10 protein-coding genes are annotated in these 15,949 nt (G+C 43.5%); 3 read left to right on the forward strand and 7 right to left on the reverse strand.

From position 1 onward, the window contains the following. Positions 1 to 46: 46 nt before the first annotated feature. From QT990_RS25350 to QT990_RS25375, 6 genes are all read right to left on the reverse strand, one after another. Positions 47 to 1,954 (reverse strand): PAS domain S-box protein, encoded by a 1,908-nt coding sequence (locus QT990_RS25350; RefSeq protein WP_333144073.1) that lies wholly within the window; start codon positions 1,952 to 1,954, stop codon positions 47 to 49. Next, positions 1,955 to 3,895, reverse strand: coding sequence for a response regulator (locus tag QT990_RS25355; protein WP_333144072.1), 1,941 nt, complete (start codon positions 3,893 to 3,895; stop codon positions 1,955 to 1,957). Between the two features lie 339 nt (positions 3,896 to 4,234). After that, a complete protein-coding gene (locus tag QT990_RS25360; RefSeq protein WP_333409452.1) occupies positions 4,235 to 7,393 on the reverse strand; it encodes a PAS domain S-box protein in 3,159 nt (1,052 codons plus the stop codon). Further along, entirely contained in the window at positions 7,390 to 7,788 is a 399-nt protein-coding gene (locus QT990_RS25365; RefSeq protein WP_333144070.1) for a response regulator, read from the reverse strand. The genes QT990_RS25360 and QT990_RS25365 overlap by 4 nt, the downstream gene beginning before the upstream one ends. A gap of 60 nt (positions 7,789 to 7,848) precedes the next feature. Beyond that, positions 7,849 to 10,392: a CBS domain-containing protein gene (locus QT990_RS25370; protein WP_333409451.1), complete on the reverse strand. Its 2,544-nt coding sequence runs from the start codon at positions 10,390 to 10,392 to the stop codon at positions 7,849 to 7,851. 64 nt (positions 10,393 to 10,456) lie between these two features. Next, positions 10,457 to 10,801, reverse strand: a complete 345-nt coding sequence (locus tag QT990_RS25375; protein ID WP_333144068.1) for an ATP-binding protein — start codon at positions 10,799 to 10,801, stop codon at positions 10,457 to 10,459. Positions 10,802 to 11,569: 768 nt separating this feature from the next. Between QT990_RS25375 and QT990_RS25380 the strand changes: the two genes are divergently transcribed. From QT990_RS25380 to sds, 3 genes are all read left to right on the forward strand, one after another. Then, a complete protein-coding gene (locus QT990_RS25380; RefSeq protein WP_333143194.1) occupies positions 11,570 to 11,941 on the forward strand; it encodes a helix-turn-helix domain-containing protein in 372 nt (123 codons plus the stop codon). Between the two features lie 125 nt (positions 11,942 to 12,066). Beyond that, positions 12,067 to 12,624, forward strand: a complete 558-nt coding sequence (locus QT990_RS25385; protein ID WP_333465898.1) for a transposase — start codon at positions 12,067 to 12,069, stop codon at positions 12,622 to 12,624. Positions 12,625 to 13,979: 1,355 nt separating this feature from the next. Continuing rightward, entirely contained in the window at positions 13,980 to 14,951 is a 972-nt protein-coding gene (sds, locus tag QT990_RS25390) for a solanesyl diphosphate synthase (RefSeq protein WP_333104787.1), read from the forward strand. Positions 14,952 to 15,050: 99 nt separating this feature from the next. Here the strand turns inward: sds and QT990_RS25395 are convergent, their stop codons facing one another. Continuing rightward, positions 15,051 to 15,515, reverse strand: coding sequence for a hypothetical protein (locus QT990_RS25395; protein WP_333148343.1), 465 nt, complete (start codon positions 15,513 to 15,515; stop codon positions 15,051 to 15,053). Positions 15,516 to 15,949 lie beyond the last annotated feature (434 nt).

Genomic DNA, 15,949 nt, shown 5'->3' on the forward strand with positions numbered 1-15,949 from the left:
TCTTCAATTCTAAAATCTAAAATCTAAAATCTAAAATCGATTGACTTTACTTTGATATAGGAATAGAAAAATAAAAAGTCGAGCCTCGATTGGGTTCTGATTCTACCCAAAGGCTGCCGCCGTGCCGATCGATAATTCTTTGACAAATCGCTAAACCGATACCAGTTCCCGAATACTGTTTTTGGGTGTGCAAGCGCTGAAAAATCTGAAAAATTCGCGGATGGTACTGTGAGGCAATCCCAATACCATTATCCTGCACTGAAAACACCCAGCTATCCTCCTGACACGAAGCGTCCACCTGCACCACCGGCGCCTCACTGCTGCGGTACTTAATGGCGTTACCAATTAAATTTTGAAACAGTTGCAGCAGTTGAAAACTGTCACCTTTTACCCTGGGCAAATCCCCCCTAGTAACAGAAGCTTGATTCTCGCGGATGGCCAACTGCAAATTAGCGCAAGCATCCTCAAAAACCCGATTGCAATCTATCACATCAAAAGGTTTCTCACTGCGACCTACCCGCGAATACTCCAGCAAGTCATCAATCAGCCCCTGCATCCGCCCGCAAGAGTTAACAATATTGCGGATAAATTTATTCCCTTGGGCATCAAGTTGGTTGTGACAGCGCTTTTCTAATAGTTGAGCGTAGCCGACAATCGTACTCAAAGGCGCTTGCAAATCGTGAGAAGCCACGTAAGCAAACTGTTCTAGTTCGGCATTAGAACGAGTTAATTCTTGAGCGTAGCGGGTTTGAGTGTCTAAACTCTCTTGCAGCAATTCTTGTGCCAGCTTGCGTTCGGAAATATCCTCGATCGCACAAATCAAATACTGCAGCGTCCCCTTGACATCGCGCATTGCCGAAACAGTAACATTTGCCCAGCGCACTGCGTCATCTTTGCATACCAAACGCTTTTCCACAGAAAAAGTTTGAATCTTCCCGGATAACAGCGAGCGCAGGTATTCTCTGTCCGCTTCTCTGTCATCCGGGTGAGTAATTGCCTGCCAATTTTGCTGTAACAATTCCGATTCTGCATAGCGGACTATTTGACAAAAGCCGGGATTTACCCGTATAAATTTACCACAAAGTGCGGTTTTAGCTATGCCGACTGCTGCTTGCTCGAATATCGCGCGGAAGCGTTCTTCGCTGTCTCGTAGGGCAATTTCTGCTCGTTTGCGCTCGGTGATGTTACGAAATGTTACTGCCAGACCATCGTTTAATTTTACCGCCACAATGTGCAGCCAAACAATTGTATCTCGCTCCTGTTCGTAATAAATTTCTTGGTCTACAGTTTCTCCTGTTTCTACTACAGAAACATACAAATCAAATAACCCGTTATTGCTAACTTGGGAAACTTGGGATAACAAATTCTTGCCAACTATGTCATTGAATAGCAGCCCATAAAATTTTTCGGCGGCAGGGTTGATCAAGAGCCACTGGAAATCTACAATATTTCCCTCACTGTCGCGGACAGCCGAATAAGCCACCACACAGTCTAAGGAACTATTTAATATGCTAGCAAGCAGCGACTGTGACTGTTGCAGTTGATAATTTTGCTCTTTTAATTGCTGTTGCAGTTTTTGCAAGCGGACTTGCTTGTCGATGCGCGCTAAAACTTCTTCTACTTGAAATGGTTTAGTAATATAGTCGGCGCCTCCTACTCGAAAAGCTTGTAATTTATCATTCATTTCATCTAAGACGCTTAAAAAAATTACCGGAATTTGTTCGGTTTCTGGTGTCGCTTTCAGTCTCCGACAAACTTCATAACCGTTCATTTCCGGCATTCTAATGTCGAGCAAAATTAAATCCGGGCAATGGGCGATCGCAACATGCAACGCCAGTGGCCCGCAAATAGCTCGGTAAACTTGATACCCCTGGGATGTTAGCAGTTTGGATAAGAACCGCAGATTGCTTGGTTGGTCATCAACCACCAATACTTTAATTTCGCTATTATCCATTTATTTTAAACTCGATTGAGTTAAATCCATTATCTTGTCGAGTCGGTAATCGGCAAGCAAATCTTTTAAAGCCTCAGCTAAAATTGGATGACTTTCCCAGATGCGATCGACAAGTTGAATCGCTAGCTCTTCATTAACATCATTAGCGGCGTCGTAGAGTTCCTGCACCCAGCTTTGAGGCATCTGAGCCAGCAGCCCTCCGAAAAATGAATCGGGTTTTTCCTTCACACAATAACGCCGTAAAGCCCCGACTGGGAGCTGGGGCAACTCTTGATAAAGATAGCGCACTCCCAAATAGCAAGCCATCTTATCAAAGAGGATTTGTTCTTGAAAAGGTTTTCGCACAAAATCGTCGCAACCTGCGGCGATAATTTCGTCTTTTCTTTCCTCAAAAGTGCTAGCAGTCAGAGCAATAATTACAGTTTTCCACTGAGTTTGTTTCTCTTTATATCTAATTCGTTGGACAGCTTCAAAACCGTCCATTACTGGCATTCGCGTATCCAGCCAAATTAAATGAGGCTGCCAACTTTCCCAAAGTTCAACAGCTTGGTAGCCATTTTCCGCTTCTCGGACTTCAAAACCAATTGGTTGTAACATTTTAAGCAGCAGCAGCCGATTGTCTGGATTGTCGTCTACTGCTAAAATCCGATAAATTGGTTGATCTGCTTCTAGTCCGATCACCCGCTGCAATGTCGCCACTGTTATTTCAGACGAAATAGCGGCAAATACTCGGATATTAAATTTAAAACTGCTTCCCTCACCTACAACACTTTTGGCCCTAATATCCCCGCCCATTATCTGCACGTATTTTTTAGTAATTGTCAAACCCAATCCCGTACCATCAGCCGCTTTTCTCCCGGCTTGTGTTTGCACGAAAGCCTCAAATAAAGTATCAAATTCTGCTGTTGCAATGCCAATTCCCGTGTCTTCAACTTCAAACAAAATTAACAATGGTTCGAGCGACGTATAGTTAGGATAACTTCCCGATTCTACCGACTGCGGCTGGTTGCTTTCCACGCTCACGCGCAGCCAAATACTGCCCCCCTCGGGAGTGAATTTCATGGCATTTCCCAGCAGGTTAATTAAGCAGACGCGCAGCTTTTTTTCGTCAGTTTTTATATATTGGGGAACATTAGCCTCGACGGAAAATCTCAGTTGCATTTTTTTTGTTTCAGCTTTGATTTGAAACATTTCTTCGAGAGTGTCGAGGAGTAGATAAAGGTCAAAGCTGCGTTCATCTAAGGCAATTATCCCTGCTTCTATTTTCGACAAGTCTAAAACATCGTTAATTAGTTCCAGCAAATGTTGACCGCTGCGGTTAATAATTCGGAGATTTTCGAGATTTTCGTGGCTGAGCAAAGAGTCGCGGCTCATGACTTGGGTAAAACCCAGGATGGCGTTCAGGGGAGTCCGCAATTCGTGGCTCATGTTGGCAACGAATTGACTTTTTGCGAGGGATGCAGCGGCCGCTGCTTCTTCGGCTTTTTTGCGTTCTATTATTTCTTCTTGCAGTTCTTTATTGCGATCGATTAATTGTTTTTTCAGTCTTTGGATAGTCAGTTGGTGTTCGATTCGCGCTAAAACTTCTGCTACATGAAACGGTTTTGTGACATAATCTACCGCTCCCACTTGAAATGCGGTTAATTTGTCCAATACCTCATCTAAAGCGCTGATAAAAATAACGGGAATTTCTGATGTCTTCGGATCTGCCTGGAGCTGCGTGCAGACTTCGTAGCCGTCCATTTCCGGCATTTTGATGTCCAGCAAAATCAAATCTGGAGAACCAGATCGCGCGGCTCTGATTGCCATTTTGCCGCTAATTACGCCGCGGACTTTGTAGCCCCGATCGCACAGCGTTGCTGATAAAACTTGCAAATTTTCGGGAGTATCGTCAACAATTAATATGTTGCCTTTATTTTCTTCTCTGTGATTGTTGGTCATCGCTGGTTATTTTTTGTTAATTTAAGAAGTGTTGAAATGCTGAAAACTGGTTAAAAAGTCATTATAGCACTCCATCCTCAATCAACTCATTTTATATTTACACAACTTATCCTAGTTAAGATTTGAGATGGGAGATTAAAGGGGCTCATCTCATTTTGGCAGCTAAGCTAGAAATTGGAGTTTTGAGGCCCGAAGCTGCGGGGCAGGAGGCAGGAGGAAAGAGGCAGAAGGAAGGAGCCAGAAGAAGTATTTTTACAAATATGAGATGCTCCCTAGGCGATCGACCTACATCATCAATAATCCTGAACCTGCCCCTATTATCCCTTCTTCTTTCATCCTTCAACAATTTCTAAACTCCTCAATCAAATCGATAATCCGATCGCACCGGAAGTTATTCGCCAAATCAGCGATCGCGCTGCCGAAACTAGCATTAATAGGAGGGATCGACAACAACAGCCGAAAAATCTCCTCGTTATCAACCGCATCGGCCGCAGAATACAATTCATCAACCCATTCAGCAGGCATCGCTTCCAAAAATGAAGTATTGAGCGTAAAAGGCAAATCAGCCGTTTCAGTTGCCGTGGAAACCTCGGCGGACACCGCAGCATCATAACTTAGCGAAGCTTCTCGATCGTAAACATAGCGGACTCCCAGATACTTAGCCATCTTTTCCAGAATCACTTGCTCCCGAAAAGGCTTCGCTACAAAATCATCGCAACCAGCAGACAAAATCACCGATCGCTCTTCATCAAAAGCACTTGCAGTCAGAGCAATAATCACCGTTACTTGACCTTTCAAATGCGCTTTAATCTGTTTAGTAGCTTCGTAACCGTCCATCACCGGCATCCGCATATCCATCCAAATCAAATGAGGTTCCCAACTCGACCACATTTCCACAGCTTGAACGCCATTTTCAGCTTCCTGCACCGCAAAGCCTAGCGATGTCAGCATTCTGACCAACAGCAAGCGGCTTTCCAGGCGATCGTCAACAACTAAAATCCGGTATTCTGGCTGTCCTGGTTCGAGACCGACCACTCGGCTAGCTGTTTGAGCCACCTGAATTTCCATTTCATTAGGGAGCGAAACTTTAACATCAAATCTAAAAATGCTGCCGCGACCGGGGGTGCTTGTTACCGTCATCTTCCCTCCCATTAACTTAACGAACTGCTTGCTGATTGGCAAGCCCAAACCTGTTCCTTCTTGAGCTTTTTTTCCGCTTTCAGTTTGCGCGAAAGGTTTAAATAAATTGTCCATTTCTGCCGCAGAAATTCCTGAACCAGTGTCTTCCACTTCAAATAGCAAACAGCAACAGTCAATTGGCGGCATCTCTCCATGAGTTTTAGTTTTCAACAACTCATGTTTGATTCTCAAATTAACACCACCTTCGGTCGTAAACTTAATAGCATTTCCCACTACATTGATCAATACTTGTCGCAACTTGCTTTCGTCACTTTCTATATATTGAGGTAGGTCGGCTGGGCAATCAAAAATTAACTGCAACCCTTTTTTTTCGGCTTGCAGCTTCAGCATATTTTCAGTATTTTTTAGCAGTTTGTGCAAGTCGAAGGTGCTGTTATTAAGTGTCACCAGCCCGACTTCAATTTTTGACATTTGCAAAATATTGTTGATCAGAACGAGCAAATGTTCCCCGCTCTGGGTAATAATTCCTAAGTATTGCTGTTGGTCGGCACCGAGGTCTGGGTCGCGGGCTAGCAGTTGGCTGAAACCGAGAATTGCGTTGAGGGGAGTTCGCAATTCGTGGCTCATATTCGAGAGAAATTCGCTTTTTGCCCTGTTCGCTCTGTCGGCTTCTTCTTTGGCTTTTTGCAGGACTATTTCAGCTTGTTTGCGTTCGGTAATATCGCTAGCAGTGCCTGTTGTGCCGATGATATTTCCTTCAGCGTCCATGCGCGCGATCGCCTTGGTAGTTACATCAATCTTTCTGCCGTCTTTTCCTAATACTATATTTTCGTACTGAAACACAGTTTTTCCTGTCAGTAAGCGCTGCTGAAGTTCCCATTTCCAGTCTATCTCTCCTGGAGCTAAAAAATCGCTAAAAGAACAGCCAAGCATTTCTTCAGGCTCGTAACCGTATATTTGTTTAACTGCTTGGTTCACAAAAGTAATGTGGCCTTGATCATTGCAAGACCAAATAATATCTTGGGAAGTTTCAACTAAATGACGGTATTTTTCTTCGCTCTCTGCTAGGGCTAGTTCTGCCAGCTTGCGTGGGGTAATGTCCATCAAAGTTGTGAATAGTTTTGTCACTTGCCCTTGTTGGTTGACAACTACTTCTCCTCTGGCTTCGATGTAGCGGATGAAGCCGCCTTCACTTATTTGTGACGGGGAATTATCGGCAGCAATTTTCGGTTCCGGCCGCAGAATTCGATATTCCAAAGTGTAAGATTGCCCGCTAGCAATAGCAGCGTCGATCGTTGTTTGCCACTTTTGTCTATCGTCGGGATGCACGTATTGCGAAAACTCAGTTAGTGTTGGCGCAGGCTGAGTTGGCTCAATCCCAAAAATCCGAGATAACTCTTGCGACCAAGTAGTTGTGTTGGTCGATAAATCGCATTCCCAATTACCGACACGGGCGATTCTTTGCGCTGCTGCTAAAGAAGCCGCTACTGATCGGAGTTTTTCTTCGGCTAATTTGCGATCGCTAATATCTTGAATCACAGAAATCACGCAGGTTTCGCCATGAATGTCAATGATTTCTGCTGACAGTAGCCCGGTTCTGAGTTCCCCTGTTTTAGTGCGAAAATCAAATTCGTAGTTGAGAATAATTTGTTTTTCATCTAACATTTTACACAACTCAGCGCGGGCTTGTATATTTTCCCAAAGATTCAAATCAATCGCCGTGCGATCGAGAATTTCTGCGGCAGAATAACCGATTGTCTGGCAAAAAGCCTCATTAATTTCTAAATAACGACCGTCATTAAATCTGGTAATAGTAATCGGGTTGGGAGACGAACGAAAAGCTTTAGCAAACTTTTCCTCAGACAAGCGTAGTTGTGCAGTCCGCTCCTCGACTAAAGTTTCCAATTCTTGATTTAGCTTTTGGAGTTGAGCATTTTGTTCCGCTAATTGCTTCTCCATAAAATAGCTATTGATGGCTTCTTTTACCGTCAACTTCAAGTCTTCTGACTGCCAAGGCTTCGATATATATCGGTACAATTTAGCATATTTAATCGTATTCGCCACTGCTTCGAGGTCTGCTTGCCCCGTCAGCATAATTTTGATAGTTTTTGGGGAAATTCTGTGAATTTGCTTCAGCAATTCGTCCCCTTTGATATTCGGCATCAGATAATCGCAAATTACTGCTACGATTTCGCAGCCATCAGCCAGTAATTCCTCGATTAACTCTAAAGCATCTTCGCCGCCTTCAGCGGTTTCTAATAAATGTTCTTCCCCCAGGGTTTTTTTTAACTCAATTTTCAAACTTTCAAGAATTATCGGTTCGTCATCCACGCAAATAATCACAGGTTTATGGTTCATATTTTTTTTAACCCAGATTTTATTGTTTCTACTAATTCTTGGCGTTCCCACGGCTTGTACAAACAACGGTGCAAGTTTGCTTGCTCTTTCACCCGTGCTATTGCTACTTCGTTTGCTTGCCCGCTCAGCATGACCTTCACAATTTTAGGATATTTTTGGTGAACCATAATCAAAAAATCATCTCCTTTAATCCCTGGCATTAACCAGTCAGATACTATGACCAAAATATCACTTTCATCTTCTTTCTGAATTTCCTCCAGAATTTCCATAGCTTCATCTGCGTTTTCTGCTACTTCATAGAGGTAAGCATCCCCAAATTCTTTTTTAAGCTGAATTTTTAAACTATTTAAGACCACAACTTCATCATCAACGCACAAAATTACTGGTTTCAGCATAAAATTTTACTTCTATTAAATTTTAAGAATGGGTGCATTTACCTATTTTTTTTATGGCTATCAAGGAATTTCGATGGGCAAGGAGATAGTAAATTTTGTTTGACCAGGCACGCTTTCTACTTGCATCTCACCTTGGTGTTTGTCCAGAATTTTTTGAACTATATCTAATCCCAAACCGCTGCCTTCCCCTGGAGGTTTAGTTGTGAAAAAGGGATCAAAAATTCTCGGCATAATCTCTGGAGGAATGCCGGGGCCACTGTCGGTAATACTGACTGATATTGCGTTCGCTTGGCATTTGACATCAATTTGTAACACTCCTTTGTTGCCCATCGCTTGTAAAGCATTGTGAACCAAATTTGTCCAAACTTGATTGAGTTCATCAGGATAGCATAGCACCGGGGGCAAATTAGTACCATAGTTTCTGACGACTTCCACACCGTGTTTGATTTGGTAGTTGTAAAGCGTTAGAACAGTATCAATACCGTCGGTAATATTAGCGATTACTTTGGAACCCCACTGGTCGTAACGAGAGTAGCTTTTCAAAGCAAAAACGATTTTGGCTGCCCTATCTGTGGCAGTAGCAATATTTCTAGTGCTTTTTTGTACTGTAGCAAATTGGTATGCGGTTTCTACAATATTTCGGCTTTGGCTGTCTTTCAACAAAGGTAAAAAAGGTTCTACATTATTGCCGATGCCGATATCTAATAAAGTACAGGCAAGACTGGCAGCGTCGTCAATGTTTTCTGATTCTAATTGCCCTTGCAAAAGTTTTTTTAACTGACGTTTTTCTTTACTAGATAAGGTATCTGTTTCTTGGCTGGACTGGTGTAGCAAAGCAAAGAAATCCTGCCGCCGCTCCGGGGATAGTTGTTGAAAAAATATCGGCAACTGCTGCAATTGTTCGGTCCAGAAGTCGGCGATGTTCTGCACAGAAGAGCGAATCGCCCCTAAAGGAGAATTGATTTCATGAGCAACTCCGGCAATTAACTGTCCGAGGGCTGCCATTTTTTCTGATTGAATGAGTTCTTTTTGAGTCCGCTTCAGTTCTTCTAAGGTATGAGATAATTCTGCATTTTTTTTGCACAGCGCTGACTCGGCTATTTTGCGGGAGTTGATGTTGCGGGCAACCCAAATGACTCCATCTTTTGAGAACAGGGAAATGCAGGCGGAAAACCAAATTTCGCGACCACAAACTGTTAAGCTGTAGTCAAAATTGAGTGTTTGTTGTGTTTCTAACACTTGCTGAACTAACACCCACCAATCATCCGGGTTGTCGTCGTCAAAAAAATGTTCTATGGTCAAGCTGACTATATCACAATCAGGCTCAGAAGCCGCTGCCACATTCGTTGGCAAAACTTCTATGTTCCGCTGACTGTCTAGCACGAGAACGATGTCGGTCATCGCTTCAAAAACGGCGCGGACTTTCTTTTCAGAAAAGTGCAATTTTTCTTCGAGCAATTTGCGATCGCTAATTTGTTGCTGCAATTCTTCGTTACTGGCTGCTAGTTGAACCGTGCGGTCTAGAACTCGCTGTTCGAGTTCGGTGTTGAGGCGGCGAACTTCAGATTCAGCGGTTGTGCGGTCTTGTATTTCCTTTTTTAACTGACTGTTGGCATTAATTAATTCTAAAGTCCGCTGTTTAATTTGTTCTTCCAAATTATCATTTAAAACCCGAAACTTTTCCTCTACTTCTCTTCTCCGCAACGCTTCTTTTTGCAATTGTTCGTTCATTTTGTTCAACTCCTGAATTTTGTCGGCAAGTGTTTCCTGCAAAAGCTCGACATTTGCGTGCATTTCTACCGGATCTAAGACCTGCTGCAGGCTACTTTCAGTCACAATTCCGGCTAAATATCCTTCCTCGTCCACCACCACCAAGCGCCGGATGCCGTGCTGCTGCATTAACTGGTGAGCCTGCCACAAGGTGGCTTTTACCTGCAACGGTATCAGCGGAAAACTCATCGCGGCGGTGACGGGAGTATCTGCGAAATCTAGTCCAGAAGCTTGGAATTTAACAATGTCGCGTTCTGTAATTATGCCCACAGGTTTCTGATTTTGGTTGTCGCTGTCCGTGCAAATGACTATGCAGCTTTTCCGGTGGGTTCTCATCTGTTTTGCGACTTCTAAAACTGAGGCGCTGCTTGAGGTAACTATTAATTGTGTAGTCATAATTTCTTGGACGCGCCACATTTTCAGCACATCTGCCGGTTTGAGGATTTGACGGATGCTTTCGCAGGTGATAGCGCCTAGCAAGTTGCCACCTTCGTCTAGGAGGGGTAAATGACGGATTCTTTTCGATCGCAATATGCTCAATACCTTCAAGATATTCCCCGCTTGATCGAGGTTCAGGGCGATCGGGTTTTCAGTCATCACCTCAGAAATTGCCACCCCTGCTAGCGAAATACCGCTAGCAGTTATTTTCACAACATCGCCTTCTGTAAAAATTCCGAGCAATTGCTGCTCAAACGCGATTAAAATGCAACTGGCACTCGCCTCAGTCATGGCAGCAATTGCGACTTTCAAGGGTGTGTCTGGAGGCAGCACAGGTAGTTTGGGGTCGATCGCCTGTTCTAGCAAGCTTTGGGTATCAGAAACTGTTGTTGACATGGGCCAATCAAGGGGGATAGATGCAGGCGGAACCGGGACTTAATACCATTTTAGATTTCCGATTTTACAGTCGCGACACGCTAACCGCAATCGAGATTTGACATCGGTCTAGAGTTGCATTTTTATTTAGTCGCGCATTGGTATGATTTTTAGTGCGATCGCCCTTGATGGCGATCGAAATTGACACAATACACGTCCTTTGACCGATAACTGATGTTACTTCTATTTTACCCGAATGTTTTTCCACACTTTTTTTAACAATCTCCCGTCCCAATCCGCTGCCTTCGTCGGCGGGTTTTCTGGTAAAGAACGGATCGAATATTCGGGGCCAAATTTCCGGGTAATTCAGTTGCCACTGACGAGCAGGCTCTGATTTTCTGCTCTCACCTCTACTTTTAAAACTCGGCAATTCTCTATCGCTTGTAAAGCATTGTGCATCAGATTTATCGAAACTTGTTTGAGTTCGTCTGCCTCAGACAACAATTTAGGCAGTGGAGCTTGATAATTTCTGACAATTTCTACTCTGTGTTTTAGTTTTTTTAATCAAAACTTAATATAGTTTTAAGGCTGTCAGTAATATTGGCAATTACTTTTCTTCCCTACAGTTAGAGCGAAAATATTTATTTTTCATCAAAAATAACTTTTGCGGCTCTATGTGTAGCAGATGCTCTTTTTGGCAAGCTGTGAATAAATGGCAGAGACTATCTGCCTGACCGAAAGCATCCAGGATACAAGCCCCCGGATTCATTCCGAAAGCAGACTCAGGACCGGTGAAATAAAAAACCTGTATCCCATGAAACTTGCCCCCCGAATTTATCCGTGGGGTCAAGGCTTCAATTCTTTAATCTAAAATCTAAAATCTAAAATCGATTGACTCAGCAAGTTAAGCACCCTTTGATGAAATAACTTCCGTAGGTTGGGTTGAGGAACGAAACCCAACAATCAAGCGTGGCGTTGGGTTTCGTTCCTCAACCCAACCTACAAAAAATGCAAGTTATTTAATTCTCATTCCTAAGCACCCTTTGATGAAATATTTGATTGCAGTGCAAGTTTATGGATTCCTTCAGTTGCTCAAGCAGGTTGCTAGTACAGCTCGGCGTAAGTAGACAGACTATATTTGTGGTAGAATAACATAGTTAGTTTAGACCAGTTTCGGTAGGTGATAAAGGAGTCATATATGGCCTTATTAATGCCTAAAACATTAAAATTAAGCGATGGCGAGCGTCATCAACTTAACCAGTTGAGCAAGAGACACAACACGCCGCAACAGATCGTGCTACGAGCCAAAATCATTCTGATGGCATCAGATGGTCAAAACCATCGTGAAATAGCCCGAAGCCTAGAGATTAACCGACAGATGGCTCGCTTATGGCGAAACCGATGGTTGGAAAGCGAGGGAAAAGACTTATCGATTTTGCAAAGATTACAAGATCGAGAGCGTGTTGGTGCACCAGTAAAATTTAGCATGGAACAAGTAACCGAGTTATTTGCTTGCAGCCTGTTCCTCACCGTCCGATTATGGACGACCAATAAGTCACTGGACAGCTAGAGAACTGGCGGAGGAAATCATGTTTCAAGGCATTATTGAAAGTATATCAGTCCGCCATGTTGGCAGATTATTAGAAGAAGCAGAAATTAAACCACACGCCTCGCGCTACTGGTTAACCCCCCCCTGTGGATGAAGAATTTGATGCAAAAGTTAAAGATATTACAGGCTTATATCTGACTGCGATTGAACGCAGTCAAAATGGAGAACACACTATATCGGTTGATGAGATGACAGGAATTCAAGCGATTGAGCGTCTCGAAAAAGACTTACCAATGCGACCAGGGAAAGTTGCAAGAAGAGAGTTTGAATATATTCGTCATGGTACGCAGACCTTGATCGCTAATTTCAATATTGCGAATGGTAAGATAATCGAGCCAACTTGCGGAGATTCGAGAACAGAATCGGATTTTTTACTGAATATTCGTCACATCATTGAAACTGACCCTGATGCCAAAAAATGGCATCTAATTATGGATTGTCTGAATACTCACCAATCGGAATCACTGGTGCGTTTGGTCGCCGAAAAAGAAGGCTTAGATATCGACCTCGGCATTAAGGGAAAAAGCGGCATACTTCAATCTATGAAATCTCGCGCAGTTTTTTTAAGTGACCCAACACATCAAATTGTTTTCCATTACACACCAAAACATTCTTCGTGGCTTAATCAAATAGAGATTTGGTGAGCGCATTTTGGTGCGGAAATTACTTAAAAGAGCAAGTTTCACCAGTGAGTACGATCTGAAAAATCGCATCCTCAATTTTATTAACTACTTTAATCAAACAATGGCCAAACCTTTTAAGTGGACATATAAGGGTAAAGTCTTGGCTGTTTAATAGTCTGTGTATTTACGCCGAGCTGTACTAGATTCAGAAATTTCGCGTTTTATTTCTGTAATTTCTTGACCTACCAAATAGGAATATTGAGATTTTTGGCACAATAACCGACACCTTCAAACTCAGCGTTTTTGAGAGTAATTTAATAGCTTTATCGGAACATTGGCAGGGTTTTCCTGACATGAAACTTGCTGTGAGCGATACAAGCTGCTACTAAATATAATATTCTGCCTCAGAGGCTGTTGGCATTGAACATCGATAACTGTAGCTACGTGTTGCAGTAACTAGCTGCCCAGAAAATCACGGTGCCCGCAATTGTAAATAAATAACCCTGCCTTTGCGCGCAAGCATTCAAGGCAGGGTTATTATTGAGGATTCCGAATTCTCAACGGTGAAGCGAGGGCGCTGCTGCCGACTTCGGCTGCCCAGCAGTGCACTACTCGCCTAATCGAGTTATTTTAGTGCTGCGTTCGGCCAACATCAGCACTACATAAATAGTCATTACATAGCCGGCGGCCAGAATGGGAATAATTAGAGGAATATCACGATAAATCATAATTAGAACCAAAAGTCAAGGACGAGGAGGAGCAGGACAAGTTCAAGACCTACTACATTAAGTCAGCACGCAAGACCATGCCTTGGTTCTGAAGGCTGTTTTTCCATATCAAGCCTGCGGGAACATTTAGCCGTTCCCGGTCATCAATAATGATTTACTGCTTTACAGATGCTTAAACAGCCTAAAACCATCCACTTTAGCTGCTTTGAGCTACCGTGCACATAAGATGCGCTACTCTTAACTTCTGAAAACTTTTAGTCGCGAGGAACTAAAAATCTGTCCCAGAAATTTTGGCTGCGATCGACTAACAAGGCTGGCTCTACGAAACTTTTACAGGCACCTAAAAGCTACCTGCCAGTCTGGCTGTACTTAATGTATAGAATTGTTTAAATCCTTAATACCCATAATAACACAGGGTTTCTGGGATTTAGAGATTTTTTGGCAGTGTCCTTAACAATTCGATACAATAGGGGCAACCCCTCTGGCAGCCGGCTACTCGCCTCTGGCAGGCGGGTGACTCCCATCGGGTGGCAGATGACAAATAACTGCCGATCGCCTAGATTTTTCTTTTCTATTGCAGAGAATTACCTTAAAATAAAGATATGATTTGTAAAATTTTGTTACTTTACGGCTTGAGTCGGCGTATCCATGATCTCTAGCACTCTCCTATTTTCCTCGGTTGAAGAAGACCTGCGACTGTTGACAGAAAACTTAAAACAGTTAGTGGGTGCCCGTCATCCCATCTTGTACGCGGCTGCAGAATACTTATTCGGCACAAAGGGAAAACGAGTGAGACCCGCAATCGTTCTGTTGATGGCCAAGGCGACTATGCCCGATCGCGAAATCACGGAAAAACACCGCCGCCTCGCTGAAATCACGGAAATGATCCACACAGCTAGTCTCGTGCACGACGACGTGGTGGACGAGTCGGATCTGCGGCGGGGAGTGCCGACGGTTCACAGTCGGTTTAACAACCGAGTGGCAGTATTGGCGGGAGACTTTCTGTTTGCTCAATCCTCCTGGCATTTGGCAAATCTCGACAACCTGCCAGTAGTCAAACTGCTTTCAGAAGTGATTATGGATTTAGCTGAGGGGGAAATTCAACAGGGACTAAATGGATTTGACACCAGTTTATCGATCGAAGCGTACCTCGAAAAAAGTTATTACAAAACAGCGTCTTTAATTGCCAACAGTTCCAAAGCAGCGGGCTGTTTGAGCGAGGTTTCAGCGGAAATAGCAGACGATTTGTACAACTACGGTCGGCACATTGGTTTGGCATTCCAAATAGTAGATGATATATTAGATTTCACCGCTTCCACGGAAACTTTGGGGAAACCTGCAGGCTCGGATCTCAGAAGCGGTAATCTGACAGCACCCGCACTATTCGCCCTAGAAGAAAAACCTTACTTGGAAGTTCTCATAGAACGCGAATTTGCCCAAGAAGGAGATATAGAGCAGGCCCTGGCACTGGTAGAAGATTCTAGAGGCATAGAGCGATCGCGAGAACTAGCCACAAATCACGCACAGAAAGCCGTCGAATACTTAGCTGCGCTGCCCCATTCAGAGTCCCGTCAAGCTTTGATTGATTTGGCTGAATACGTTTTGAGTAGACTTTATTAGAGGTGAAAAAGTTACACTTTATTGGTAATGGGGAATTGGTAATGGGAAATTCCCAATGCCTAATGCCCTGTTACCAATTAATAATAGAAAATTGAGTTTTTAGGCAATATCCGACGGGGGAGCCGATCGATACTGTTGCAAGTAAACGTTAATTAAACTCTGTACTTGCTCGCGAGGGATTTCCGTCCCGACTTCCTGATTTCCGGGACTTTCAAAAAAAACAATGCTGTCAAGACCTTCAAGAGCTATCATCTGAAATAAAAGGTGAGTGACAGGCAAAACCACCGGTCTGAGGCGATCGCCCCCAGCAGCCGCAGCCTGCGACGCATCTTTAATACTGCTCCAAGCATAAATCACCCTCTTCTCCCGTCCCGGTTGCTTGAGATTGCTCAAAACCACGATCGCCCAACTTTGGTCTACCGCTTGCAGGATCGAGTATTCGAGGTGCTGTAGCTGTTGGGCAATTAACACCAGGGCCGGGGCGATCGCCTTTAAGATTTGTGGCGTCGAACCGTCGGGCGGAGCTTTTTCGATCAATGCTTGAATCTGTTGGTCTAAATCCATCAGTCAGTTCTTTGATATCTAAAATTAAAAATTTCAGGTTAGCAGGTCCGCATCCAAGTATATATTACCCAGCACTGCCCTATTAAAGATAAGCTGACACCCCTCTAAATTTAATTAATATTTTGCAGCCTAGAGTCCTTGTAGCGAGCATTTGGGCAAAAAAATTAAGTGCGTAACAGCTTACACAATGTCATCCAAAAAGTCTAACCATAGGGTGCTGAGCGCTAGCGCTGTCAAGGTGTGTTAAATCTGAGCCCGATAAAAAGCCGAAAACGGCTATTTCACGTTCGGATTTTCAAACTTAAAGCAATAAAAACTGCTTGGGGGACCTTGGTTTCAAAATCAAAACGCCCAAAGTTAGGATCGCGAATTAAATAACTTACAATTTTAATTGTTATTGTGGGATGGGCGTCCCGCCCGTCCTTTTTGGACGG

Source organism: Microcoleus sp. T3_B1, from assembly GCF_036700445.1.
In the GTDB taxonomy this organism is placed as follows: Bacteria; Cyanobacteriota; Cyanobacteriia; order Cyanobacteriales; family Microcoleaceae; genus Microcoleus.

What these genes read in the sequence shown, in the direction of transcription:
- QT990_RS25355 (WP_333144072.1), bottom strand. Translation starts at nt 3,895, where the DNA reads ATGACCAACAATCACAGAGAAGAAAATAAAGGCAACATATTAATTGTT.
- sds (WP_333104787.1), top strand. Translation starts at nt 13,980, where the DNA reads ATGATCTCTAGCACTCTCCTATTTTCCTCGGTTGAAGAAGACCTGCGA.
- QT990_RS25350 (WP_333144073.1), bottom strand. Translation starts at nt 1,954, where the DNA reads ATGGATAATAGCGAAATTAAAGTATTGGTGGTTGATGACCAACCAAGC.
- QT990_RS25370 (WP_333409451.1), bottom strand. Translation starts at nt 10,392, where the DNA reads ATGTCAACAACAGTTTCTGATACCCAAAGCTTGCTAGAACAGGCGATC.
- QT990_RS25360 (WP_333409452.1), bottom strand. Translation starts at nt 7,393, where the DNA reads ATGAACCATAAACCTGTGATTATTTGCGTGGATGACGAACCGATAATT.
- QT990_RS25365 (WP_333144070.1), bottom strand. Translation starts at nt 7,788, where the DNA reads ATGCTGAAACCAGTAATTTTGTGCGTTGATGATGAAGTTGTGGTCTTA.
- QT990_RS25395 (WP_333148343.1), bottom strand. Translation starts at nt 15,515, where the DNA reads ATGGATTTAGACCAACAGATTCAAGCATTGATCGAAAAAGCTCCGCCC.
- QT990_RS25380 (WP_333143194.1), top strand. Translation starts at nt 11,570, where the DNA reads ATGGCCTTATTAATGCCTAAAACATTAAAATTAAGCGATGGCGAGCGT.